This is a genomic window from Burkholderia sp. BE12 (assembly GCF_002959955.1).
Classification (GTDB): Bacteria; Pseudomonadota; Gammaproteobacteria; order Burkholderiales; family Burkholderiaceae; genus Burkholderia.
Genome location: NZ_PREY01000026.1, coordinates 12,401 through 35,507 on the forward strand (window position 1 = coordinate 12,401; position 23,107 = coordinate 35,507).

Here is a 23,107-nt window from a genome sequence, read left to right on the forward strand (position 1 = left end):
TCTCATTTTTATGCCTTGTTATGTCTGTGTTTTGGCTTCTCGCACCCCGGTGACTGCTCTCACGTCGGCCGATGTCGTGCGGATCAAGTGCTGATCGGCTGCGAGTGTATCGATTCGTCGCCGAAAGAAACGATCATGCGACCAATTGCAGAAACGGGCGACGAACCGCGCATGGGGCCGATGGAATGCAACGCGGGGGTGCGGCCGACGGCGGGCCGCGACCCGCTCGCCGCGCCGGCGTGCGACGGCGTTGCCGACGGCCGCCGTTCGTCGGGGAGGAATGCCGTTCGTCCGCGCGTTGCGCCGTTCGTCGCACTGCGCAATACGGAGCCGCGGGTGCCGCTAAGGTAGCGACATCGATCGAATACCTTGGGAGGTGTCCGTGTTGGCGGCCAGCTTGAGTCATGTCACGAAAAACTATGGAACCGGCCCGCTCGCGGTCGCCGCGGCCGACGATGCGTCGCTCGAGATTCTCGCGAACCGCTTCACGGTACTGTCGGGGCCGTCCGGCAGCGGCAAGACGACGTTGCTCAACCTGCTCGGCGGCATCGATCGCCCGACGCACGGCGCCATCACGGTCGCGGGCGAACGAATCGACGCGATGCGCGAGAATGCGCTAGCCGATTTCCGCGCACGCCACGTCGGCTTCGTGTTTCAGTCGTTCAACCTGCTGCCCGTGTTCAGCGCGTTCGAGAACGTCGAATATCCGCTGACCCTGCTGGGCGTCGCCCGCGCGCGGCGACGAGAACGGGCGCTCGCGCTGCTCGATGCCGTCGGCATGGGCGACAAGGCGAATCGCCGGCCCGGCCAGTTGTCGGGCGGCCAGCAGCAGCGCGTCGCGATCGCACGCGCGCTCGTCACCGAGCCGGCGCTGGTTCTGGCCGACGAGCCGACCGCCAATCTGGACAGCGCGACGGGCGCGACCATCATCGCGCTGATGCGCACGATGCAGCGCGAGCACACGACGTCGTTCGTATTTTCGTCGCACGACCCGCAGGTGATCGCCGCCGCGGACGATGTCGCGACGATCTGCGACGGGCGCGTCGTCACGACCCGCTCGGCTACCCTGCACGAGGAGGCCTGCCAATGAACCTCTGGGTTCTCGCCTTCCGCAACCTGCTGCGCAACCGCCGCCGCTCGTCGACCACGCTGCTCGCGATGGTCGTCGGCCTGGCCGCGATCCTGCTGTTCGGCGGCTACGCGCGCAACATCAATTACGGACTCCAGACCAGCTACGTGCGCCAGGGCGGTCATCTGCAGATCCAGCACCGCGACTATTTCCTGTACGGCAGCGGCGACCCCGTCTCGTACGGGATTGCCGACTACCGGAAGGTCATCGACACCGTGCTCGGCGATCCCGAGCTGGCACGGGAGGTGACGGTCGTGACGCCGGTGCTGACGATCAACGGCATCGGCGGCAATTTCACGGCGGGCGTGTCGCGCACCGTTTCGGGCAGCGGGATCGTCGTGGCCGACCAGAACCGGATGCGCCAGTGGAACGACTACGGCTTCGCCGACCGGGCGACTCCCCTTGCACTGACCGGCAGCGCGGCGAATGCTGCCGTAATCGGCACGGGTGTCGCGCGCGTGCTGCGCCTGTGCGACGCGCTGCGGGTACCCGATTGCCGCGATCCGGTGACGGCCGCCCCGGCCGGCGCGTCGGACATGCCCGACGACATCGCGTCGCTCTCGCAGGCCGAGGCCGCCGCGAAGCCCGCGCATCGCAACGGGCTCGCCCGCCTCGAGCTGTTGACGTCGAATGCGTACGGCGCACCGAACGTCGCCGAACTGTCGGTGATCGCGGCGCAGAAGCAAGGCGTCAAGCAGATCGACGACATGTTCGTACAGGTGCATCTGCCGCAGGCGCAGCAGCTCGTCTACGGCAGCGGCCCGAATGCGAAGGTGACATCCATCGTCGTGCAGTTGAAGCACACGGTCGATCTGCCGTCTGCACGCGCACGCATCCAGACGCTGCTACGCACCCGGCTCGCGGGCGAGCCGCTCGAGGTGCTCGGCTTCGCGACGCTGAATCCGCAGTATGGCCAGGTCACCGGCATGTTCGGCGCGATTTTCGGCTTCATCGCGGTATTGATCGCCACGATCGTGCTGTTCACGGTCGGCAACACCATGAACATGGCCGTGATGGAGCGCACGCACGAGATCGGCACGCTGCGCGCACTCGGCCTGCGCGGTGCCGGCATTCGCCGCCTGTTCGTCTGCGAAGGGTGCCTGCTCGGCATGTGCGGCGCGGTTGCGGGCACCGTCCTCGCGCTCGCGGCCGGTGTCGCGATCAACCGTGCCGGCCTGCACTGGACGCCGCCCGGACAGACCGATCCCGTCGCGTTGTCGGTACGCGTGTGGGGCGAGTTCGGGATGATTGCGCGCTACGCGCTCGGCGTGACGGTGGTCGCGACGCTCTCGGCCTGGCTGCCCGCGCACCGCGCTGCCCGCCTGCCGATCGTCGACGCGCTGCGCTTCGCCTGACCAGGAGCCGCCACCATGAGATTCCCCATCCGGATCGTGCGCGCCGCCGCGATGCTGCTCGCGATCGCCGCCACCGCAGCGGCGGCGGCGGATCCGTCGGCGCAACAGCTGCTCGCGCAAAGCGACGCGGTGCGCAACCCCGACAAACCGTTCGGCCTGACGACGACGCTGCTCGAATTTCGCAACGGACAGCAGACGGACGCCGAGGTGCTGAAGATCTACTCGAAGGCGGACCCGGCAACCAGCCAGTTCCGCACGCTGGTGCAGTTCGTCGCCCCGGCCCGCGACGCGAACAAGCTGATGCTGAAGAACGGCAACGACCTGTGGTTCTACGATCCGTCGAGCCAGGCCAGCGTACGGATCTCGCCGCAGCAGCGCCTGCTCGGCCAGGCCGCGAACGGCGACGTCGTGACCGTCAACTGGGCAAACGACTACGATGCGTCGCTCGCGGGCGAGGAAAACGTGGCGGACGGCGAGCACCAGACTCGGCATTGCTACCGGCTGCGCCTGACGGCGCGCGCGCCGGACGTCACGTACCACGCGATCGATCTGTGGATCGCGAGCGATACGAAGCGGCCGGTCAAGGCACGCTTCTTCGCGGCGAGCGGCAGCGTGCTGAAAATCGCGTACTACCGGCACTACCAGGATCAGCTGGGCGCGGCGCGGCCGACGGAAACCGTCATCATCGACGGGCTCGATCCCGGCTGGGTCACGGTGATGCGCTACTCCGATTACGCGTGGCGCGACATTCCTGACGCATGGCTGCAGCGCGCGTACCTGTCCCGCTTCAAGGCCGACTAGACGATGGCGCGATCCCGGGTCGCGGTGCTGGTCTGCGCGGCGGGCCTCGCAGCCGCGCAGGCCGCGCTCGCGGCCGACGACGCGGACGGCGACGCGCTGCGGCTCGCCGACACGGCGACGGCGGCGCCCGTGATGCCGAGCAACTGGCGCGGCACGTTCGAGGCCGCCGCGGCGAACTACACGGCGGCAAGCCAGACCGCGCCCGTGGTGCTCAACGACAACGCGCGTATATCGAACACGCTGTCGTACGACGGCACGGCCGGCAACTGGCGGGCGATCGTTTCGAATCGCTTCGATGCGGGATGGCGTGCGGGCACGTCGCAGTACAACGCGGTCGACACGCTCAAGCAGGCCTACGTGAGCTGGCAGGCGGGCCCGAACGCGATCGTCGACGTCGGCCGCGTGAACCTGCGCGAAGGGGTTGCGTCGGGCTTCAATCCCACGGATTTCTTCAAGGCCGGCGCGCTGCGCTCGGTCGTGTCGATCGATCCCGAGAGCCTGCGCGAGAACCGGCTCGGCAGCGTGATGGCGCGCGGGCAACTGCTGTGGAGCGGCGGCTCCATGACCGCCCTGGTGTCGCCGCGGCTCGACACGCATCCGAACGATGCAACCTTCAATCCCGATCTCGGCGCGACGAACGCGCGCACCCGCTACATGCTGAGCGGGTCGCAGCGGCTGTTCGGCAACTTCTCGCCGCAGTGGCTGCTGTATGGCGGCGAAGGCATTGCGCCGCAGCTGGGGGTGAACGCCACCACGCTGATCGACGATGCAACGGTCGGGTTCCTCGAATACGCAATCGGTCGCGGCAGCGCGGTCGCCGATTTCTCGCAGGCCGAGTCGTCCTGGGCCTCGAAGCTCGCGACGGGCGTTACCCACACCTTCGCGAACAAACTGTCGCTGACGCTCGAGTACGACTACGACGGCGCCAGCGCGAGCGCCGCCGCGTGGCGGGCGCTGCAAAGCGATCCGTCGCGATACTGGCGCTATCGCGACACGGCGAGCATCGCGCAGGAGCTGATGACGCGGCGCTCGCTGTTCGTCTACGCATCGATGCCGGACGCCTTCGTCCAGCATCTGGGGCTGACCGCGATGGCGCGCTACAACCTCGACGACCATAGCTACTTCACGTGGCTCGAAGCGCGCTACCACTGGCCCCGCACCGACTTCGCCGTGCAATGGCAGAGCAACCACGGCTCGGCGCACAGCGTCTACGGCGCACAGGCGCAAAGCCAGATCGTGCAGGCGATCGCGACGTTCTTCTTTTGAACAGGGAAACGGGGCAAGCGTAGCCGCCGGCACGCATCATGCCAGACGCGCCCGGCGCGATGCGGCGGGCGCGGAAAATGGTGTGACGTCGGACGGGCCTCTATCATTCGGGAAAGGACGGCATGAACAACACTCGGCCCGCCGGAAATCGCGACGAACCGCGCCGTCCGCTCTCGCCGCCCCCGCCGCGCTCAGCGCGACTCGAGCGTAGACCCGCCGCCGTCCGCCGCCGCGCCGTTTGCGTGACGGATGCAGCGCGTCACCACGTTGATCGCACGTCCGAGCGGCATGCCGACGAGCCCGCCCCAGACCGCGAACGACAGGGACGCGAAGGCGCCGGTCGCCGCCCACGGCCGCGAGGTCGCGATCGCGTAATGAATGAACGTTTCGGCAACGAACGTCAGGAGCAGCGTGACCAGCAGGCTCGCGTCGCCCGGCAGGCGCACGAGCATGCCTTCCGGACCAGTCCTGAACTGCAGGCGCCAGCGGCTCGCGTGGAACCATCCGCCCGCCGTGCCGAACCCGAGCATCGCGAAGCCCGCCGCGTAGGTATCGGCGCCCGCCCCTGGAAACAGGTGGTCGAGGCTGGACAGGCCGAGACCGACGAACACGACCGGAAAAAGGATCGGACGGACGGGCCGGACTTCGCGCACGAAGCAGCGCTTCACGCCGATATAGACGAGCACGCAGAACAAGAAATAAACGTAGGCAGGGAAATGTGGCATGGGGGTACCTATCCGGGAGCGCCGCAACCAGCGGACATGTCGGCGACTATAGCGACCGGCCGGACCGCGCGCCGCGCTTTGCGATGAACGGTGGAAATCGACCGACGAACTGCCCTCAGGTCGGGCGAACGTCCGCGCGGGCCGCCGCACGCGCGTCCCGGCCGACCGCCGATAGCTACGCCGTCGCGAATTGCGCTAACATCTCCGCAATCCGCCCCCGCTCGCTGCCATGTCAAGCAAGCTGCTCGCATTCCTGTCGTCCGAACCCTACGTCGGCCCCGCGCATCGAGGCCGCTCGCTGCTGGGTCTTTTCTGTTTCAATTCGGCGGTCGGACTGATCTTCTGGGCGACGCGGCGCAACGAGGCGCTACTGCCCTACCTGGTCGTTGCGAACGGCATCGGTTTCAGCGCGACGCTGCTCGGCATCGCGATCGACAGGCTCGTGCGCGGCAAACTCGCGCTGGTGCCGAAGATTCTGATCGTCGCACCGGCGAGCGTATTCATCGGTTTCGAGGTCGCGGCCTCCACGGTCGGGCACGTCCCGCACCTGATCGGACATGCGGGCGTCAAGGTCTGGCTGGCGTACGGCTCCTCGTTCATCGTCGCCGGCGCCGCCTGCGCATTCGTCTCGGTGTTCGTACAGGCCGCACGCATGCGCACGTCGCTCGAGACGCAGCGGCGCGAGGCCGCCGAGGCGCGGCAAGCCGAAACGGCCGCGCGGCTCGCCCTGCTGCAGGCCCAGATCGAACCGCATTTCCTGTTCAATACGTTGGCCAACGTGCAGAGCCTGATCGAGCGCGATCCGGCCCGCGCCACGACGATGCTCGACAGCCTGAACCGCTATTTGCGCGCGAGCCTTGGGCGCACGCGCAAGGCCACCGCCACCCTGGGGGAAGAACTGGAACTGGTCGAGGCGCTGCTGAAGATCGCGACGATCCGGCTCGGCCAGGATCGCCTGCGTTATACGATCGCCGTGCCGGATGCACTGCGGGTTCTGCCTCTGTCACCCCTCCTGCTGCAGCCCCTCGTCGAGAATGCATTGCTGCACGGCATCGAGCCGTCGGTCGACGGCGGTGAAGTGTGCATTCGCGGGACGCGCGACGGCGACCTCCTCGTCCTGAGCGTGAGCGACACCGGCGTGGGGCTCGGTAACGGCAACACGAAGCTGCACGGCGGCGTGGGACTCGCGAACGTCCGCGCCCGGATGATCAGCCTTTATGGCGAGCGCGGCCGCGTGTCGGTCGGCACGAATGCCGACGCCATGCAGGGCGTGACCGCAACCTTGCAGATCCCTATCGCCTGATATGCCGACAGCCCTGATCGCCGACGATGAACCGAACCTGTCCGCCGAACTCGCCGCGCGCCTCGGTACGCTGTGGCCCGAACTCGAGATCGTCGGGATGCCGCGCAACGGCGTCGACGCGCTCGCCGAGCTGAATGCAAAGCGCCCCGATTTCGCATTCCTCGACATCCGGATGCCTGGTATCGACGGGCTGAAGATCGCGAGTCTCGTGCCGCACGTACACGTTGTATTCGTGACGTCCTACGACGAGTACGCGGTTCAGGCGTTCGACCAGTCGGCGATCGACTATCTGCTGAAACCCGTGACCGACGACCGCCTGCTCCGCTGCATCGTGAAACTGCAGCGCGGCGGCCCCGCACCGACCGACACCGCGCTGCTGGCAAGCACGCAGGAGCAGCGGGATACCGCGCCCATCCGGTGGCTGACCGTTGGCCTCCGGGACACGACCCGGCTCGTCTCGGTGGACGAGGTGCTGTATTTCCAGGCCGCGGACAAATACACGGAGGTCGTGACCGCGAGCGACCGGCACATCATCCGCACTCCCCTCAAGGAAATGCTCCCGCGGCTCGATAGCGCGCGTTTCGCGCAGGTGCATCGCGGCGTGATCGTCGCCTATGCAGCGATCGACCATATCGAACGCGACCTGCTTGGTCGCCAGCGCATCCATTTGCGCGGAAGTGGAGACGTTTTGCCGGTTAGCCGTGCTTGTGCGGGTCTCTTCAAGCAGATGTGATCGAATTATGCAAAGTCACATCCACCGCCTGCGCAATCCCGCGCTGTGCTGATCCGGCATGCGCGACGCAGCATCCGGCGCGCTTTCGGCGGGCCACCGCACGGTGGCCCCTTCTCCCCGCAGCGTCACACTCAACGCAACGTCGCGAACAGCAGGTTCAGTCCTTCCGAAACGATCGGGTGGCCGATGATCGCGTCGCGCACCGCCGTATACGGCAACCCGCCGAGCATCGCCATCTGGACGGCGGTCGTTACGTCTCCGGCGCCCGTGCCGATCATCGTGAACCCCAGAATCGCACCGGTGCCCGGGTCCACGAGTGCCTTCATGAAGCCCCGCGTGTTGCCGTCGGTGCGTGCCCGCGGTACGGACGCCATCGGAAGCTTCGCGACCTGGAAATCGATGTTTCGCGAAGTCGCATCGGTTTCGTTCAGCCCGATTCGACCGAGCTCCGGATCGATGAACAGCGCATAAGGGATGATGCGCTCCGCGGTGCTTGCCGGTCGGCCTTCGATACCGGCTTTCAGCACGCGGTAGTCGTCGAACGATGCATGCGTGAACATCGGCGTGCCCGCGACTTCGCCGATCGCCCACGTACGTTCCGCGGTCGTCGCGAGTTGATGGTCGACCTTGATGAACCCTCGCTCGTTCGTCTCAACGCCGGCAAGATCGAGTCCGATGCCGGTAGTCTGCGGCGTGCGCCCGGTTGCGACCAGCAGGTGCGAGCCTTCGACGACGCGGCCGTCGGCCAGCCTCGCCGTGACACGCTCGCCGCTTTTCCCGCGCACGTCGACGAGTTTTGCAGCCAGTTCGAGCCGGATGCCGTCGTCGGTCAGCGCCTGCTGGATGACCGTACTGACATCGTCGTCTTCGCGCATCGCCACGCGCGGCGTATCGCTGACGAGGGTGACAGCGCTGCCGAGCCGCCGAAATGCCTGCGCCATCTCGAGCCCGATATAGCCGCCGCCGATGACGACGAGGTGCGCCGGAAGCGTCGCGAGGCGCAACGCCTCCACGTGTGTGAGCGGCTGCGCGTCCCTCAGGCCCGGCACGTCCGGGACCGACGCGACCGTGCCGGTGTTGATGTAGACGTTCTCGCCCTCGTAGATCGTTTCGGTCCCGTCGGCCGCGCGTACGGCGATGGCTCGCGGCGCGACGAACCGTCCGGTCCCGATCACCAGTTCGAGCCCCGACTGCGCGAATGCGCGGCGATTGACGTCGACCATCCCGTCCACGACCGACGCAACGTACGAGGAAACGGCGGCCATATCCGCGGTGACATCCGCCCGTTGCGCCGCTTCCCGCCATGCGTGCATCGCCCGCGCATGGTGAATCAATGCCTTGCTCGGGATGCACGCGACATTGATGCACGACCCGCCGATCATCCCCCGCTCGATCACCGCAACGCGCTTGCCTTGCCGGGCCATGTCCATCGCGAGTGATTTTCCACCCTTGCCGCCGCCCAGAAACAGGTATTCAACCCGTTTGACGTTTGCCATTCTGCTCTCCAGATTTCATTTGTTATCCCCAGCGCATACGAATCGTGCGCGTTCCCGCGTCACGACTGCAGGAACGCGAGCAGGTCCGCATTGACGCGATCGGCATCGACGACGCACATGCCGTGCGATGCGCCTTCGTAGACCTTCAACGTCGCATGTTTCACGATCCGCGCTGACAGCCGGCCTGTATTGTCGATCGGCACGATCTGGTCGTCGTCGCCGTGCAGGATCAGCGTGGGCACGTCGATCTTCTTCAGATCCTCCGTGTAGTCGACTTCCGAGAATTCGCGAATGCACTGGTACTGCCCATGGATGCCGCCCGTCATGCCCTGTGCCCAGAACGCATCGACGGTGCCCGCCGACACTTTCGCGTCCGGCCGGTTGAAACCGAAGAACGGCACCGCGAGATCGCGATAGAATTGCGAACGGTTCGCAGCCACGCCGCTGCGGATTCCGTCGAACACGTCGCGCGGCAAACCGCCCGGATAAGCGTCGGTTTTCAGCATGATCGGCGGCACGGCGCCGATCAGAACGGCTTTCGCGACGCGCTTCGTCCCGTGACGGCCGATGTAGCGCGCGACTTCGCCCCCGCCCGTCGAATGGCCGACCAGCGTCGCGTCGCGCACGTCGAGTGCATCGAGTAGCGACGCAAGGTCGTCGGCATACGTGTCCATGTCGTTGCCGGCGAACGGTTGCCCCGAGCGGCCGTGGCCGCGCCGGTCGTGTGCGATCACGCGGTAGCCGTGCTGCACGAGAAACAGCATCTGCGCGTCCCATGCATCGGCGTTCAGCGGCCAGCCGTGCGAGAAAACGACCGGGCGGCCGGTGCCCCAGTCCTTGTAGAAAATCTGCGTGCCGTCTTGGGTGGTGATGGTCGTCATGTTGGTTCAAATGGAGTGATGTCGAGATACGCTCGGAATCCTTCGAGCACGATCTTGCCCTTCGCGCGCCCTGCTTCTGTCAGTGCGCGCGCGCGCCGCACGTTCGCCGCATCGCTCTTGCCGAAATGCTCGCCGGCGGTGCCCTTGAGTACATCGTCGTCGATCAGCGCGGCCACGCGCGCGAGCAGCGCATGCTGACGGTCCCTGTCCTGCGTCCGGGACATCGAACGCGTGAACATGAATTCCAATGGAGCGAAATGGATTTGCGCTTCAGCGGCATCGCATCGAGCGTGTCGGGATCGGTACGCCGGCCCTGGCATAAACAACGGCTTTCATCTTCGGCTCCTTGACAGGGTGCACGAGGCGCTCAAGCGCCTCGCAGGAATTCCCGCACGTGCGACACATACGCCGGCGCGTACTGGAAGAGCGCCCCGTGACCGGAATTCGGGTAGACGATCAACGTCGCATCGGGCAAGCCTTTTGCGAGCACGAAACTGTTGGCGGTCGGAATCATGTGGTCGTCGTCGCCGTTGGTGACCAGAACGGGCTGCTTGATCCCGCTCAACTTGCCGGCCACGTCGCCGCTCCAGTTGGCCCACCCGATCATCGCCTGCAGTTGCGCGGATGCGACTTGCGGCCCGGCCGGCAAATCGCGCTCGGCGGTGCGCGCGTCGAGGCGATCGACGAACGCGGCCGCCGCTGCCTGGCCGACCGGCGTCGCCGGGAAAAACAGGCGCTTGAGCTTGTCGCTCATCGGCATCCCGCCGTCCGTATAGATCGCGAGCAGCTCCGGGCGGTCCATCCCGGCGCCCTCGCCGCCTTCGGGCGCGGTGCCGGACAGGATCATCCGCTCGACCAGTTCGGGCCGCGCGATCGCGATGTCCTGTGCGAGAAAGCCGCCGAGGGAAAATCCCAGGATGTGCAGCCTGCCGATCGAAAGCGCATCGACGAAGTGCAGCACGTGCTCCGCCATTTGCGCAATCGAGGTAGGCACCTCTCCGCCGGAACGGCCGACGCCGGCATTCTCGAACAGGATGATTTCGCGATCCCGCGCGAGCGCATCGACGATCGCGGGATCCCAGTTGTCGAGCGTGCCGGTGAAGTGCTGCAGGCAGAGCAGCGGCCGCCCGCCACCTTCGTTGCCGAAACGGCGATACGCATAGCGCACGCCGGATGCGTCGACGTAGCGAGTCGGAGCAATGGATGATGCGATTTCGGTCATGGTTGGATCCTCGGTGGGCGCGCGCCGCGCGCCGCGGTTCGCTCTCAGCCGAGCGCGATGTCGTGCAGGTCGATCGATACGACGAGCGGTTCCGGTAGCGCGTGCCCGTCCGGCGTTCGCGGATAAATGCGGCGCTTCGTCGGGAAACGGATGCCGGACACGGTCGTGTAGTCGCTGACGTAATGCGCGCCGGGCGTGTTGCCGGCGATTTCGACGTCGTAGTCGAGACGGCGAATCAGGCCATCGGGCCCGACGTAGATCGTCTGCGTCTTGCTGAACACCTCGAGCGTATCCGGGTAGTGGACGCGAATCCTGCGCCACGGTTCGCCCTGCTCGTTCCAGATGCCGTCCTCTTCACAGCTCACGCCGTCCCACGCAAGCACGAACGGTGCGTTCAGATACGTCCACATCGCGCATCCGGCAAAGAATGCGAGCTGCAGCGCGTCCCAGCCCGTTTCCAGCGTATGTCCGTCGAACGACCGGCGCGGCTGCTCGCGCTCCGCCAGCACCCGCCCGGACGAATCGAGCAGTGCGATGCGCTTGCCCGTGAATTCGCTGCGCGCGGCCAATTCACCGACCGGCGCATGCGACGCCCATTGACGATCCGTCGCGACGGTGACGGTCGTGTCGTCCATCACGCCGGCGTGACCTTTGAGGCCCCACAGGGCGCCGCCCTGAACGAGGCGTGCGCGAACCTGCCGAAACTTGCGCCACTGGTCGAGCCCACCGTGGGCATCGATGACGGATTGAGCGATTGCGTTCATGCGGTAACTCCTGTGGGTGTGGAATTCATCGTCAGTACCGCGCGGAACCGGACGTCGGCGCGCATCATGCGGTCGTATGCCGCCTGCGCCTGCTCGAGCGGAAACGTCTCGATCATCGGCCGCACGTTCTGCAGCCGTGCGAACGCGAGCGTCTCTTCGTTGTCCGCCACGGTGCCGGTCAGCGCGCCGACGACGGAACGGCCGCCGAACACGAGGTCGACCGCATTCACCGCGATCGGCTCGCCCGGCACGGCGACGACGATCAGCTTGCCGCGCGCGGACAGCCCCGCGACGGTTTCCGCCATCCCGGAACCGGTCGGCGCCGTACCGAGCACGACTTTCGCACCGCCGATTGCACGCAGCGCGGCGGCGACGTCCTCGGTGCGAGCATCGATATAGCGATGCGCGCCGAGCTGCGCGGCAAGCGCGGCCTTGTCGGCGCCGCGCGCGATCGCGACGGTGTAGAACCCCATCCTGTTCGCGAACTGCACGGCAAGATGACCGAGGCCGCCCAGGCCGTGGATCGCCACCACGTCGCCCGGCCGCGCGTCGGCATTGCGCAGCGCATTGAACGTCGTGAGCCCCGCACAGAGCAGCGGCGCCGCTTCCGCCGCGTCGAGATCGTCAGGCACACGGACGAGGCCGCGCGCTTCGGCCAGCATGATCTCCGCGTAACCGCCGTCGGTCGTCATCCCGGTGATCACGGGGTTCTCGCAGTTCACGACATCGCCGTGCCGGCACGATGAACACGTACGGTCTTCGCCAGCCAGGAAGCCGACGCCGACGCGCTGGCCGACGTGCCAGCCTTCGACGCCATCGGCCACCGCATCGATGCGCCCGACGACCTCGTGGCCCGGCACGCGCGGCGGTGCGCCGTCCGGTGCCTGGCGTTCGACGGTCGCGCTGTCGGAGTGGCATACGCCGCAGGCTTCCACGCGGATGCGGACCTGCCCGAATGCCGGCTCGGGAATCGGCCGGTCGACCAGTTCCAGTTGCCCCGGCGCCTTGACTACCGCCGCGCGGTAGGTCGCTGAATGTGTCATGTTGTCCTCGTTATTCGAAACGGAAGTTCGACAGATCGACGCCGACGATCAGCGGCGCCGGCAGAGCCAGGTTCTCCGCGGTACGCGGATAAATGCGAAAACGCGTCGGCATGCGGATGCCCTGCACCTCGACGTAATCGCCGAGATATCGGGCCGCTGCGTTGCGCCCCTGAATGTCGACCTCGTAGTCGTGCCGGCGCAGCAGTCCGTCGGCGTCGAAGTAGAACGTCTGCACCGCGCTGTGCGTCGCGATCTCCGCCGGAAACTCGACGCGCAAGCGCCGCCATGGCAATCCGTCGACGACCCACGGCTCGATTTCCCGGCTCTTCACGCCGCTGTGCCGCAGCAGAAACGGCGAGGTCAGATACGTCCACATCGTGTAGCCGGCAAAGTAGGCCAGCTGCGCATTCGACCACGGGGTGTCCATTTCGTAGCCGTCGAACGATGCGCGAGGCGCGTCGAGCGCATCGACCACGCTGTCGTCCGGCCGCCGGATCTCGACACGTGAAGGCGTATAGATCGAGTGATCCGTCGTCGGCGCGAACGGCGCGTGCGACACCTGTTGCTCGTGCAACTGCACCGTCACGCGCGAATCGGTCAGCACGCCGTCGCGCTGCTTCAGCGACCAGATCACGCCCGTGTGGTGCAACTGCGCGGATACGCTGCGAAAGCTCATGAAGCGCTCCATGCCGCCTGCCGCGCGAATCGCAAACTCAACCAGATCTTCCATTTGTAATCCTGATCAATTCGACAATATCTTCTTCAATTCTTCAGAGCAGGGTTCGATCGGCGGCGTGCTGCCGCGCCCCTTCTCTTTCGCGTGTGCGATCAGCCGGCGTCTGCGCCGACGAACGCCGCGATATGTTTGGCGCAAACCACCGGATACTCGAGTTGCGGCCCGTGCCCGGTGCGCGGCAGCGTCACGAGATGCAGCGTCGGAAGCTGACCGTTGAGCGCATACCAGTTCTCCACCGGAAACACGATGTCGTGATCGCCGCCGACATGAAGAACCGGTATCGACGTCGACCTCAGCGCGTCGAGCACGGCGTCGACCGGGAACGCCGGGTTTCGCGGGCCGTCGCCGACCTGCTGCCCCGCCCATTCGACCGGCACGGCCGGGCTCTGATCGACCGTGCGTTGCGCGAGCCGCGCCGCGGCCTGCTCGGCCGCCGCGCGGCTCGCGGGCGAGGTCGGCTCGAAAAACAGCGTGACGAAATCGTCGAAGTCGTTTTCGCGCTTTGCCATCGTGTAGAACAGCTGCTCGCCGGGCTTGACCAGTCGACCCGGCGGCGTGGTCGCGATCAGAACCGCATGCGTGACGAGCTGCGGCGCCTTCGCGAGCACGATCTGAGCGGCCATTCCGCCGACCGACCATCCGCCGATGACGACGTTCTCCAGCTTCAGACCGACGATCAGGTCGATCGCGTCCTTCGCGAGCGACGCGGGGTGGTAAGTGCGCTCGCCGGTCGATTGCCCGAGCCCGCTGTAGTCGAAAATCGTGACCTGGAACCCCTGTTCGACGAGGCTGTCGAGGAACAGCGGATCCCACGTGTCCATGGTTCCGCGAAAGCGCACGCACAGCACGATCGGCGTTCCGCTGCCGAAGGTGCGGTACGCGAGGCGTCGCCCGTCGACGTCGACGAACTGCGTTCTCGCGCCGAGGCTCGGTGTATCGTTTGCCATAACTTCTCCCGTCGTTTGAAAACGAAACCTTGTGGTGGAAACGCGCAATCGCGATGACGCGTCCCAAACGCGACGTTGTCGTACGCGTATGCCTCCATGCCGCGCCGTCAGCATCCGGTGAGCGCCCGCATCACCCACTGCACGAGTTCCCGCGGATCGAACGGCTTCTCGAGCACGCACAATGCACCGAGCCGTCTCGCTTCGAGCATGCGGCGCGCGCTCGGGTGCGCGGTCACGAAGACGATCGGCACGTCGCAACACCCTGCGCGCAGTACGGCCAGCAACTCGATGCCCGACATGCCGGACATCTGGATATCGCACACGATGCAGTGGGACGGCGCGCTCCCGTCGTGCTCGAGAAACGCTTCGGCCGATGCGTACAGCCTCACGCGGACACCCATCGAGCGCACGAGCGATTCCAGCGACTGTCTCATCGCCATTTCATCGTCGATGATGCAAACCGTCTTGTCGTGCACAGCGTGTCTCGCGTGATGCCACGCTCGCCGGCGGCGCCGGGAACGCAACAGGATTCCGGACAGCGTATCCGTCGCACCCTGTGCCGGCAATCATGCCGAGGTATGGCTCCGCCCATACCCACCGCGCCCGCCCGCGCTTCACTCGTCGCTGGCATCGTGCGACGACCTCGAAGCGACGGCGGCCGCATGAATCATCCGGTCCCAGTTGCACGGAACGGTGCGGCCGCGCCCTTGCGGCCGATACACGCGATCGCCGCAATGGATCGGCATGCCGGTCAGTACGCAGCGTGATGCGGTTCGCGCGGTCACGCACCGCCAAACCTGTTCGCCGAAATGTCCGGATCTCGGATCGCTCCAGCGCACACTGACCGACGTATCGGACAAAATCTCGACGATCCTGACTCGGGCGGCCGCCGGCGCCGCCACCCCGCTCGCACCGTCGCCGCGCGCAATACGCACGCGCCGCATCCGCCGGCCTGCCGCGCCTGCCGGACCGTCGCGCGTGCCGGGCAGTCTCGACGGATCGAGCAAGCGCATCAGCGCACCTTCGAACACATCGTCGTAAGCAAACCCAGGCTGTGCCATATCTACCGTTCCTCTCGCATCGGACGCGCAGTGGTGCGCGCAACGTGCGCACGCCGTCGAAACCGCGAAGGTCGAGCCTGTTCGAGTTCCGGCGCGATACGCTTCGCTCACGTTGAAACCGAGTCTATTCGAACGACTTCCCGCCATCCATCAGCCTGTGGTCGATGCTCCCCCATACCAAGGTTTGCACCGCGACGTCGCCCCTCCATGCGCTTCGGCCGCGCCCCCTGTCACGCCAAGCGAGACGCGACGTTCTGCCTTATAGTTGCAACTGCTTCGAGGGCGGACGCAACGCTTCGTTCGTCGCCCCGCTCCTTTACCGCCGGCTCTCCGGTTTCGCTCGCAGTGCGCGAGCCTCAGCGCGAACATCAGGTCTCCATGTCCACGTCCCCAGCCCTCGCGCTCGATCCACTCCCGGGCGCCCATCCCGCGGACAGCGAGCTTTTTCAGTCGGCGCCGATACCGATCCTGATCGAGGACTGGTCGCGCATTTATCGGGCGGTGAAAGAATTGCGGAAGTCGGGCGTCGTCGATATCGACCGCTATTTCGACGAGCATTCGCAGGCCGTCTCCGACCTTCACGCGCTGCGCGCATTGGTCGCCGCCAACGATGCGGTGGTGACGCTGCTGGAAGCGGAATCGACAACGCATTTCCTCGAACACGCGGCGGTGTTGTTGCCGGCCGACCGGCTCTGCAACAACGCGGTGCTGCGCGCGATCTACGAAGATCGCCCGACCTGCCAGGGCGAACACACGTTGGTGACCCTCAAGGGTCGCAGTGTGCCGATCGTGTGGCGCTGTTCGCTGCCGAAGAACGAGGACGGTTACCGGCGGCTGCATTTCTACGCGTTCGACGTGACCGAGCAGAAGGAAAACGCCGACAGGCTCGACGCGTTGCGGGCGGAGGCCGCGCGCGCGGCGCGCGTTTCGCTGTTCGGCGAGATGTCGGCGTCGATATTGCATGAGGTCAGTCAGCCGCTGTCGGCCGTGGGCTCATCGGCCGAGGCCGCGTTGCGCTGGCTGGCACGCGACGAGCCCGACATCGACGAGGCCAAGGCCGCAATCGCCTGCGCCGCTCGCTGGGCGCGCGATGCGACCGAGATATGCCGCAAGATTCGCGGCTTCATCGGTAAAGCGCCTGTCCAGTTCGTCGAATTCGCGGCGTCGGAGGCCGTGCATGCCGCGCTGTTCCTGATCACGCCCGAAGCCGGTGCAAAGGGCGTTCGCATCGACCTTGAGATCGATCCGGACGCGCGCGTATTCGCCGACCCGGTTCAAATCCAGCAGGTTCTCGCGAATCTGCTGCTGAACGGCATCCAGGCAATCGATATCGGCCCGTCGCGCGAGCGTACGCTGACCGTGTCGGTCACCGCGAGCGCGGAAGAGGTCGTGTTCGACGTGCGCGATACAGGGCCGGGGGTCGAACAGGCAGCGATCGAACAGCTTTTCCAGCCGTTCTTCACGAGCAAGCGCGACGGCATGGGAATGGGCCTGACCGTCGCACGCTCGATCGTCGACGCGCACAACGGCCGGATCTGGGCCCGCGGCGAACCGGGAACGGGGTGCGCCTTCTCGTTCGCCCTTCCCGCGCGCCGGGGCGCTGGTGCCGTGGCCGCTTGATCGCGCTGGGCATGTGTCACGCCTCCGGTCGAGCGCTTCAGTACGCTGCGAGCATGGCGTGCGCGACGATCGCGGAACGGCGTGCGAACGTCGCATATCGCACGCCGGCAGGCCGTGACCGGATCAAGTCACGAACTCCCGCTCCGACGAAGGGCTCGACACCGCCGCACACGCCGCGGCGAACCTCGCCGCCCGACGCGTCGCGAGTATTTCGCGAGGATCGGCGTGCCGGTGGGACGCGCACCGCACGCCGCGCGCCGCTAACGGGCGGCCGACAGCTGCACGCCGATCGCTTGCGACTTGCGCACGAGGTCCGCCAACGATGAAGCATTCATCTTGCGCATCACTGACGCGCGATGCTGCTTGATCGTGATCAGACTCAACCCGAGGTGCGAAGCAATCTGTTTGTTCAACGCGCCGCCCACCACGTATGCGAGCACTTCCCGCTCGCGGCGCGTGAGCTGCTCGAACGACTGTTGCAGTCGCTGGCGCGTGCAGTCGTGCGTACGCCGTGCCGCATCGAGCGATAGCGCGAGGTTCACGGCGTCGATCAATTCCTGATCCGTGAAGGGCTTCACCAGGAAATCGACCGCCCCGCCCTTCAGCGCCTTGCGGCACATGTCGACGTCGGCGAAGCCGGTGATGACGACGATCGGGACCGGCGGCCGGTCGGTGGCCTGCTGGAACACCAGCCCGCTCTCTCCGCGCAGCCTCACGTCGAGCAGCAGGCAGCTCGACGTGTCTTCCAATTGCGCCGCGCGCAACTCCGCGGTGCTCGCGAACGTCACGACGCGCAGGCCCATCGAGCGCAACAGCGTATCGAGCGACGCGCGCATCGCGGAATCGTCGTCGACGATGTACACGACGGGCGTCGAATCGTCTTTCGTCGCTACGACTGACATATCGTGGGTTTCAACCGTCCATTCAATTATGGTTCATCGCCGCGGACGAATTCCGCGACGGATGCCGAACCCGGGTGCGCCCAAGGCGGCGTGTCACCGACCTTCGATACGCACGGCTGCGGTGCACGAAGCGCCGCACGCGAACCGGTACGCGGCGCGCATGGGTATCCGTGCCGGCTGGTGGCACACGCTCCGTTGAGCCGACATCCTCGGCCGACGCATCCCGGAACCGATGCCATCCGGACAGCGATCATTCTAGGGGGGAAAAATGCGCGCGGAGGGACGCAGTTCCCTCGTTTCGTGCCATGCTGGGCACGGCTGCGCATGCGAACGCTTCAGTCGGCGCCCGTGGGTTCGAGCTTGCGCCCTCGCCGCATCGCCTGCGGCGGCTGCCCGAATGCGCGCAGGAACGACCGCCTCATGCGTTCCGGGTCCGCATATCCGGTTTCGCGCGCGATCGTATCGATCGTCCATGACGAACTCGTCACGAAATCCCTCGCTGTTTCCAGCCTGATGCGCTCGACCGCCTTTGCCGGCGTCAGGCCCGTTTCATCCTTGAAGCGACGCGTAAACTGGCGCTTGCTCATTCTCGCCACGTCGGCCAGTTTTTCGACACTCAGTTCGGTGCCGAGATTCTCCCGAATGTGTGTGATGACGTCGTGGATCCGGTTGGTGCGTGCGGGATGCTCGAGCAGTACCGATGTTTGCGGCTGCGATCCCGAACGCCGCCAGCGCTCGAGCACAAGATCCCTTGCGACCTCCAGCGCGGCATCCGGTCCGAGGTCTTCCTCGAGCATCGCAAGCGCCATGTCGATGGCGGTACTCATGCCGGCGGAACTCCATACATTGCCGTCGCGCACGAAGATGCAATCCTTCTCCACCGTCACTGCCGGATAGCCATCCCTGAACCGGTCGACGAACGCCCAGTGAGTCGTGGCACGACGCCCATCGAGCAATCCCGCCTCGGCCAGCAGAAACGCGCCGAGGCAAATCGACGCCATCCGCTCGACTTTTCCCGACAGATCGAGCAACAACTCGCGCATCCCGTCCGTGAGCGGGGGCTTCGACAGCGATGCGCCGACGAATACGGTGTGCAGATCCGACGTCTGTGCCGGCTTGGTCGACGCGTACATGCCGAACGACGCTTCGACCGGCCCGCCGTCTTCCGAAATGACGCTGACTTCGTACAGAGAACGCCCGGCCCGGAGATTGGCGATATCGAACACCGATAACGCGAGTAAGCTCATCACCTGGAACTGGGGGACGAGGACAAGCCCAATGCGACGCATACTGACCTCACGCGAATCGGCGCCGACGGCGGGCACCGGCGGCGCCGCGACAAACGAGAAAATGGGCATGCAGCGGGGATGGCGGCATGCCTACCGGCACGCTGGTGATGCTACAAGATTTTCGCGGCGAGAGCGCATGGTCGGATCGTTCCGCGCGCGTGTCACGCGACGAGCCGCACCGACGTTCATTTGGCGGGCCCCTCTCCGGTCGGCTTGCCATTGTTCCCTGTCGTTCACCGGCCGCCTGTGGCGATAGCCAATTCGGGCCGCTGCGCCTCCGAACAACCCGGTGAAACCGGACGCCGGCAAGCGTCAACCGATCCGACTATGGATGCCGCCGCCGGAATTTTCGACGTCGGTCTCGTCAGGAACAACGTCTTTGCGCGCAGCCCGTGCTTCGAGATGGACGAGCAGCGCCGCCACGCTGTTGCGTAAACGCATCGTCATGCGGACGACGGGTATTGCGCATATCGAACGATTTCATCGATCGATATGACCGCACAGATGCATTTCCGGCGAGCGGCGTTCGCGGTCCGCGCGATGCGTTCGCCGCAGCAGGCGTGCCGGACGCGGTCGCGGCGCGCATGTCGGGCCGGCGACGACGCACATTGCAAATCGGCCGCACAGCGATTTACAAACCACGGATCGGCCGTTCATCGGCGCGTTCGTCGTCAATAGCATCGTGATCCTCATCAACGTACTGACAAAAACAGAGGATGGTCATGATCAAAAAAACGGTGGCGCTGGGTTTGGTTTCGATCGGTTCGGTCAGCGCGCATGCGCAGAGTTCGGTGACGTTGTACGGCGTGGTCGACGCCGGCATCGCATATACGAACAACCAGGGCGGCGCGAGCAACATCCAGCAGACGAGCGGCAAGCTGAGCGGCAGCCGCTGGGGCCTCAAAGGCGCGGAGGATCTTGGCGGCGGCCTGCAGGCGGTCTTCACGCTCGAAAGCGGGTTCCGGCCGAGCGACGGCGGGCTCGGCCAGGGCGGCCGCCTGTTCGGCCGGTCCGCCTACGTGGGCCTCGGCAAGCAAGGCCTCGGCACGCTGACGTTCGGCCGTCAGTACGAGCCGATCACCGATCTCGTCGCGCAGTACTCGGGGTCGGGCTTCTGGTCGCCGGCCACGCACGTGGGCGACAACGACAACATGAACCAGAGCTTCCGGCTGAACAACGCGGTGAAGTTCCGCAGCGACACGATCGCCGGCTTCACGGCCGACCTGCTCTATGCATTCAGCAACCAGGCCAATGGCGGCGCGGGCACCGGATTCTCGAACAACAACGCGTGGGGTGCATCGGCGAATTACGTGAGCGGCCCGCTGTCGATCGGCGGCGGCTATGTGCGATTCAACCATCCGAATGCGACGTCGAATACGAGCGGCGCGGTGGGCGGCGCGACCTCGACCACCGGCAACGACTACAGCGGCGCATTCTTTTACGGGCTGAACGGCGGCGTACTGAAGCAGCAGATCGGCGCGGTGGGCGCGAACTACGCGCTCGGTCGCGCGACGCTCGGCTTCGCATGGAGCCACACGCAGCTCGACTATCTCGACGGCTCGTCGCGCAAGTTCAACAACTACGACGTGAACGCGCGCTACCAGATCACGCCGGCGGCCACGTTGATCGGCGTCTATACGTTTACCGACGGGCGCGCGAGCAACCTGCCGGGCACGAGCGGCCAGACGCTGAAGCCGCGCTGGCACCAGTTCACGCTCGGGTTCGACTATGCGTTGTCGAAGCGCACCGATATCTATGTGTCGGGCATCTACCAGCTCGCGGCCGGCGACGCGAGCACTGCAACGTCGGGCGGCTATCGCAAGATCGCGTCGATCTCGAACATCGGCAGCGCGTCGTCGACGAACCGCCAGCTTGCGTTCGTCAGCGGGTTGCGCGTGAAGTTCTGAAGGGTCCTGACGGCACCTGTATCGCGCCCGTGCGCGTCAATGCTGGATGCCCCAGCGTCGCACGGTCGCGCGTTCGAGCGTGTCGAACACGAGGTTCTCGACCAGCAGCCCGATCACGATGACGGCCGCAAGGCCCGCGAACACGCGATCCGTATACAGCTCGTTGCGGTTCTGGAAGATATACCAGCCGAGGCCGCCCTGCCCCGCACTCGCGCCGAACACGAGTTCGGCCGCGATCAGCGTGCGCCATGCGAAGGCCCAGCCGACGCGCAGGCCCGACAGGATCGACGGCAGCGCGGCCGGCACGAGGATCAGCGCGATCTGGCGCAGCCCCGTGAGCCCGTAGTTGCGCCCGGCCATTTTCAGCGTGGCGGGCACGCCGGCAAAGCCGGTATACATGCTGAGCGCGAGCGGCCACAGCACCGCATGCACGAGCACGAACAGCAGGCTGCCGGTGCCGAGCCCGAACCACAGCAGCGCGATCGGCAGCAACGCGATCGACGGCAGCGGATTGAACATCGACGTGAGCATCGTCAGTAGATCGCGGCCGATGCGCGTGGATACCGCAAGCGACGTCAGCGCGAACGCCAGCAGCACGCCCAGCGCATAGCCGCGCAGCAGCACCGACATCGAGATGCCGGTCTTGACCAGCAGTTCGCCCGACTCGATGCCTTGCACGAACGCGGCCAGCGTCGCGCCGAAGGTCGGGACGAGCAGATCGTTCGCGACGATGCGCGCGACGATCTCCCATGCGGCGATCAGCACGAGCGCGATGACGCTGCGGCGAAACCATGCGGCGCCGGCGATGCGGCGCGGCAGCGGCGGCGGCACCGCGCGCTCGGCGTCGGGCGGCGCGTCGAGCGTGCACGTGTATTCGGCACGCACGGGCGGCAGCGGCGGCAGGACCGGGTCGAGCGTACTCATGATGCGGCGTCCTCCGTCGTCGGTACGTGGGCGGTATCGGTGTCGAACAGCAGGCGGTGGATCCGCGCGACGTTGTCGCGGAAGTCGCCGGTGTCGACGTTGTCGAGCGAATGCTCGTGACTGTTGAGCTCCGCGCGCACGCGGCCCGGATGCGGCGACAGCAGCAGAATCCGGTTGCCGACCACGAGCGCCTCCTCGATCGAATGCGTGACGAACAGCAGCGTGAAGCGGAATTCGTCCCACAGCCGCAGCAGTTCCTCCTGCATCTTGCGGCGCGTGAGCGCGTCGAGCGCGGCGAACGGCTCATCCATCAACAGCACGCGCGGCTGCATCGCAAGCGCCCGTGCAATCGCGACGCGCTGTTTCATGCCGCCCGACAGCGTATGCGGATAGGCGTCGGCAAACGTGCCGAGGCCAACCTTGTCGAGATAGTGCAGCGCGCGCTCGCGTGCTTCGGCGCGCGACAGCTTCGCGGCGGCGCGCAACGGAAACGCAACGTTCTCGACGACCGTCTTCCACGGCGGCAACTGGTCGAATTCCTGGAACACGACGATGCGGTCGGGCCCCGGCCCGCGTACCGGCCGGCCGTCGAGCGCGATCGAACCCGAGACGGGCTCGATGAAGCCGGCGATCGCCTTGAGCAGCGTCGACTTCCCGCACCCCGACGGGCCGAGCAGCACGAAGCGGTCGCTGCCGTACACGTCGAAGCTCACCTGATGCGTCGCGCGAACGATCCGCGCGCCGCTGCGGTATTCGAGGCTGACCTGGTCGATGGCCAGCAGGCGTTCGCTGTGTGCGCCAGCGGGCGCGGCGTTCGCCGCGGGCCGGCCGGCGGCACGTGTATCGGGTGCGGCGGATGCGGCCGGCGTCGCGCCGCCACGCGCCGCATACGGCGGCAACCAGGTTCGGGGAGAAGTGGCGTTCACGATCGAATCTCTTGCGGGAAAAGCGTCAACATACGGCTGGGCATCGTGCGGACCAACCATCGATTGCGCATATCGAA

The 23,107-nt window shown here is 66.3% G+C and carries 23 protein-coding genes and 1 pseudogene; 8 read left to right on the forward strand and 16 right to left on the reverse strand.

Going from position 1 to position 23,107, the window contains the following annotated elements:
- The first annotated feature begins 385 nt into the window (after positions 1-385).
- From C4B30_RS25335 to C4B30_RS25350, 4 genes are read left to right on the forward strand one after another with little or no spacing between them, the layout of a single operon-like run.
- Entirely contained in the window at positions 386-1,090 is a 705-nt protein-coding gene (locus C4B30_RS25335) for an ABC transporter ATP-binding protein (RefSeq protein ID WP_027785889.1), read from the forward strand.
- Positions 1,087-2,484, forward strand: a complete 1,398-nt coding sequence (locus C4B30_RS25340) for an ABC transporter permease (RefSeq protein WP_027785890.1) — start codon at positions 1,087-1,089, stop codon at positions 2,482-2,484. Before C4B30_RS25335 ends, C4B30_RS25340 begins: the two co-directional genes overlap by 4 nt.
- 15 nt (positions 2,485-2,499) lie before the next feature.
- A complete protein-coding gene (locus C4B30_RS25345; protein ID WP_027785891.1) occupies positions 2,500-3,285 on the forward strand; it encodes an outer membrane lipoprotein-sorting protein in 786 nt (261 codons plus the stop codon).
- A gap of 3 nt (positions 3,286-3,288) precedes the next feature.
- Complete coding sequence (locus tag C4B30_RS25350) at positions 3,289-4,551, forward strand: hypothetical protein (protein ID WP_027785892.1); 1,263 nt, start codon at positions 3,289-3,291, stop codon at positions 4,549-4,551.
- A gap of 191 nt (positions 4,552-4,742) precedes the next feature.
- Here C4B30_RS25350 and C4B30_RS25355 read toward each other — a convergent pair whose 3' ends face one another.
- Positions 4,743-5,276 (reverse strand): hypothetical protein, encoded by a 534-nt coding sequence (locus C4B30_RS25355; RefSeq protein WP_027785893.1) that lies wholly within the window; start codon positions 5,274-5,276, stop codon positions 4,743-4,745.
- Positions 5,277-5,505: 229 nt separating this feature from the next.
- On the opposite strand from C4B30_RS25355, the gene C4B30_RS25360 reads away from it, so the two are divergent.
- Both C4B30_RS25360 and C4B30_RS25365 read left to right on the forward strand, forming a co-directional pair.
- Positions 5,506-6,579, forward strand: coding sequence for a sensor histidine kinase (locus tag C4B30_RS25360; protein WP_034185496.1), 1,074 nt, complete (start codon positions 5,506-5,508; stop codon positions 6,577-6,579).
- A gap of 1 nt (position 6,580) precedes the next feature.
- Positions 6,581-7,312 carry a LytR/AlgR family response regulator transcription factor gene (locus C4B30_RS25365; protein ID WP_027785895.1) on the forward strand — a complete coding sequence of 244 codons (732 nt, stop codon included), beginning with the start codon at positions 6,581-6,583 and terminating at the stop codon, positions 7,310-7,312.
- A gap of 131 nt (positions 7,313-7,443) precedes the next feature.
- On the opposite strand, the gene C4B30_RS25370 is transcribed toward C4B30_RS25365, so the two are convergent.
- The 10 genes and pseudogenes from C4B30_RS25370 to C4B30_RS25415 form a co-directional block, all read right to left on the reverse strand.
- Positions 7,444-8,808 carry an FAD-dependent oxidoreductase gene (locus tag C4B30_RS25370; protein WP_027785896.1) on the reverse strand — a complete coding sequence of 455 codons (1,365 nt, stop codon included), beginning with the start codon at positions 8,806-8,808 and terminating at the stop codon, positions 7,444-7,446.
- Between the two features lie 59 nt (positions 8,809-8,867).
- Positions 8,868-9,689: an alpha/beta fold hydrolase gene (locus C4B30_RS25375; protein ID WP_089502420.1), complete on the reverse strand. Its 822-nt coding sequence runs from the start codon at positions 9,687-9,689 to the stop codon at positions 8,868-8,870.
- Positions 9,686-9,990: pseudogene (locus tag C4B30_RS25380) on the reverse strand (zinc-binding dehydrogenase); the annotation flags it as partial. The gene C4B30_RS25375 and the pseudogene C4B30_RS25380, both read right to left, overlap by 4 nt.
- Positions 9,991-10,056: 66 nt before the next feature.
- Positions 10,057-10,911, reverse strand: coding sequence for an alpha/beta fold hydrolase (locus C4B30_RS25385; RefSeq protein ID WP_027785899.1), 855 nt, complete (start codon positions 10,909-10,911; stop codon positions 10,057-10,059).
- Between the two features lie 44 nt (positions 10,912-10,955).
- Complete coding sequence (locus C4B30_RS25390) at positions 10,956-11,675, reverse strand: hypothetical protein (protein WP_027785900.1); 720 nt, start codon at positions 11,673-11,675, stop codon at positions 10,956-10,958.
- Positions 11,672-12,718, reverse strand: coding sequence for an alcohol dehydrogenase (locus C4B30_RS25395; protein WP_027785901.1), 1,047 nt, complete (start codon positions 12,716-12,718; stop codon positions 11,672-11,674). Before C4B30_RS25395 ends, C4B30_RS25390 begins: the two co-directional genes overlap by 4 nt.
- Positions 12,719-12,728: 10 nt before the next feature.
- Positions 12,729-13,448: a hypothetical protein gene (locus C4B30_RS25400; protein WP_027785902.1), complete on the reverse strand. Its 720-nt coding sequence runs from the start codon at positions 13,446-13,448 to the stop codon at positions 12,729-12,731.
- Positions 13,449-13,546: 98 nt separating this feature from the next.
- Positions 13,547-14,401 (reverse strand): alpha/beta fold hydrolase, encoded by an 855-nt coding sequence (locus tag C4B30_RS25405; RefSeq protein WP_027785903.1) that lies wholly within the window; start codon positions 14,399-14,401, stop codon positions 13,547-13,549.
- A 107-nt stretch (positions 14,402-14,508) separates the two neighbouring features.
- On the reverse strand, positions 14,509-14,835 hold the full coding sequence (locus C4B30_RS25410) for a response regulator transcription factor (RefSeq protein WP_230469151.1): 327 nt from the start codon (positions 14,833-14,835) through the stop codon (positions 14,509-14,511).
- Positions 14,836-15,015: 180 nt separating this feature from the next.
- Positions 15,016-15,573, reverse strand: coding sequence for a DUF3331 domain-containing protein (locus C4B30_RS25415; RefSeq protein ID WP_230469152.1), 558 nt, complete (start codon positions 15,571-15,573; stop codon positions 15,016-15,018).
- A gap of 267 nt (positions 15,574-15,840) precedes the next feature.
- Here C4B30_RS25415 and C4B30_RS25420 point away from each other — a divergent pair, with 267 nt between their 5' ends.
- The gene (locus tag C4B30_RS25420; protein WP_080681400.1) at positions 15,841-17,082 is read left to right on the forward strand and encodes a sensor histidine kinase; all 1,242 of its coding nucleotides are present in this window, start codon (positions 15,841-15,843) and stop codon (positions 17,080-17,082) included.
- A 260-nt stretch (positions 17,083-17,342) separates the two neighbouring features.
- Here C4B30_RS25420 and C4B30_RS25425 read toward each other — a convergent pair whose 3' ends face one another.
- From C4B30_RS25425 to C4B30_RS36110, 3 genes are all read right to left on the reverse strand, one after another.
- On the reverse strand, positions 17,343-17,984 hold the full coding sequence (locus tag C4B30_RS25425) for a response regulator transcription factor (RefSeq protein ID WP_027785907.1): 642 nt from the start codon (positions 17,982-17,984) through the stop codon (positions 17,343-17,345).
- Between the two features lie 335 nt (positions 17,985-18,319).
- The gene (locus C4B30_RS25430; protein WP_027785908.1) at positions 18,320-19,273 is read right to left on the reverse strand and encodes a GlxA family transcriptional regulator; all 954 of its coding nucleotides are present in this window, start codon (positions 19,271-19,273) and stop codon (positions 18,320-18,322) included.
- Between the two features lie 312 nt (positions 19,274-19,585).
- The gene (locus tag C4B30_RS36110) at positions 19,586-19,720 is read right to left on the reverse strand and encodes a hypothetical protein (RefSeq protein ID WP_256980710.1); all 135 of its coding nucleotides are present in this window, start codon (positions 19,718-19,720) and stop codon (positions 19,586-19,588) included.
- A 275-nt stretch (positions 19,721-19,995) separates the two neighbouring features.
- Between C4B30_RS36110 and C4B30_RS25435 the strand changes: the two genes are divergently transcribed.
- Positions 19,996-21,180, forward strand: a complete 1,185-nt coding sequence (locus C4B30_RS25435) for a porin (protein WP_027785909.1) — start codon at positions 19,996-19,998, stop codon at positions 21,178-21,180.
- 36 nt (positions 21,181-21,216) lie between these two features.
- On the opposite strand, the gene C4B30_RS25440 is transcribed toward C4B30_RS25435, so the two are convergent.
- Both C4B30_RS25440 and C4B30_RS25445 read right to left on the reverse strand, forming a co-directional pair.
- Positions 21,217-22,104, reverse strand: coding sequence for an ABC transporter permease (locus C4B30_RS25440; protein WP_027785910.1), 888 nt, complete (start codon positions 22,102-22,104; stop codon positions 21,217-21,219).
- A complete protein-coding gene (locus C4B30_RS25445; RefSeq protein WP_027785911.1) occupies positions 22,101-23,090 on the reverse strand; it encodes an ABC transporter ATP-binding protein in 990 nt (329 codons plus the stop codon). Before C4B30_RS25445 ends, C4B30_RS25440 begins: the two co-directional genes overlap by 4 nt.
- Positions 23,091-23,107 lie beyond the last annotated feature (17 nt).

Excerpts from the sequence above, each read along its gene's own strand:
- C4B30_RS25340 (WP_027785890.1), top strand. The coding sequence starts at position 1,087 with ATGAACCTCTGGGTTCTCGCCTTCCGCAACCTGCTGCGCAACCGCCGC.
- C4B30_RS25345 (WP_027785891.1), top strand. The coding sequence starts at position 2,500 with ATGAGATTCCCCATCCGGATCGTGCGCGCCGCCGCGATGCTGCTCGCG.
- C4B30_RS25350 (WP_027785892.1), top strand. The coding sequence starts at position 3,289 with ATGGCGCGATCCCGGGTCGCGGTGCTGGTCTGCGCGGCGGGCCTCGCA.
- C4B30_RS25355 (WP_027785893.1), bottom strand. The coding sequence starts at position 5,276 with ATGCCACATTTCCCTGCCTACGTTTATTTCTTGTTCTGCGTGCTCGTC.
- C4B30_RS25360 (WP_034185496.1), top strand. The coding sequence starts at position 5,506 with ATGTCAAGCAAGCTGCTCGCATTCCTGTCGTCCGAACCCTACGTCGGC.
- C4B30_RS25365 (WP_027785895.1), top strand. The coding sequence starts at position 6,581 with ATGCCGACAGCCCTGATCGCCGACGATGAACCGAACCTGTCCGCCGAA.
- C4B30_RS25370 (WP_027785896.1), bottom strand. The coding sequence starts at position 8,808 with ATGGCAAACGTCAAACGGGTTGAATACCTGTTTCTGGGCGGCGGCAAG.
- C4B30_RS25375 (WP_089502420.1), bottom strand. The coding sequence starts at position 9,689 with ATGACGACCATCACCACCCAAGACGGCACGCAGATTTTCTACAAGGAC.
- C4B30_RS25385 (WP_027785899.1), bottom strand. The coding sequence starts at position 10,911 with ATGACCGAAATCGCATCATCCATTGCTCCGACTCGCTACGTCGACGCA.
- C4B30_RS25390 (WP_027785900.1), bottom strand. The coding sequence starts at position 11,675 with ATGAACGCAATCGCTCAATCCGTCATCGATGCCCACGGTGGGCTCGAC.
- C4B30_RS25395 (WP_027785901.1), bottom strand. The coding sequence starts at position 12,718 with ATGACACATTCAGCGACCTACCGCGCGGCGGTAGTCAAGGCGCCGGGG.
- C4B30_RS25400 (WP_027785902.1), bottom strand. The coding sequence starts at position 13,448 with ATGGAAGATCTGGTTGAGTTTGCGATTCGCGCGGCAGGCGGCATGGAG.
- C4B30_RS25405 (WP_027785903.1), bottom strand. The coding sequence starts at position 14,401 with ATGGCAAACGATACACCGAGCCTCGGCGCGAGAACGCAGTTCGTCGAC.
- C4B30_RS25410 (WP_230469151.1), bottom strand. The coding sequence starts at position 14,835 with ATGAGACAGTCGCTGGAATCGCTCGTGCGCTCGATGGGTGTCCGCGTG.
- C4B30_RS25420 (WP_080681400.1), top strand. The coding sequence starts at position 15,841 with ATGTCCACGTCCCCAGCCCTCGCGCTCGATCCACTCCCGGGCGCCCAT.
- C4B30_RS25425 (WP_027785907.1), bottom strand. The coding sequence starts at position 17,984 with ATGTCAGTCGTAGCGACGAAAGACGATTCGACGCCCGTCGTGTACATC.
- C4B30_RS25430 (WP_027785908.1), bottom strand. The coding sequence starts at position 19,273 with ATGCGTCGCATTGGGCTTGTCCTCGTCCCCCAGTTCCAGGTGATGAGC.
- C4B30_RS36110 (WP_256980710.1), bottom strand. The coding sequence starts at position 19,720 with ATGACGATGCGTTTACGCAACAGCGTGGCGGCGCTGCTCGTCCATCTC.
- C4B30_RS25435 (WP_027785909.1), top strand. The coding sequence starts at position 19,996 with ATGATCAAAAAAACGGTGGCGCTGGGTTTGGTTTCGATCGGTTCGGTC.
- C4B30_RS25440 (WP_027785910.1), bottom strand. The coding sequence starts at position 22,104 with ATGAGTACGCTCGACCCGGTCCTGCCGCCGCTGCCGCCCGTGCGTGCC.
- C4B30_RS25445 (WP_027785911.1), bottom strand. The coding sequence starts at position 23,090 with ATGGTTGGTCCGCACGATGCCCAGCCGTATGTTGACGCTTTTCCCGCA.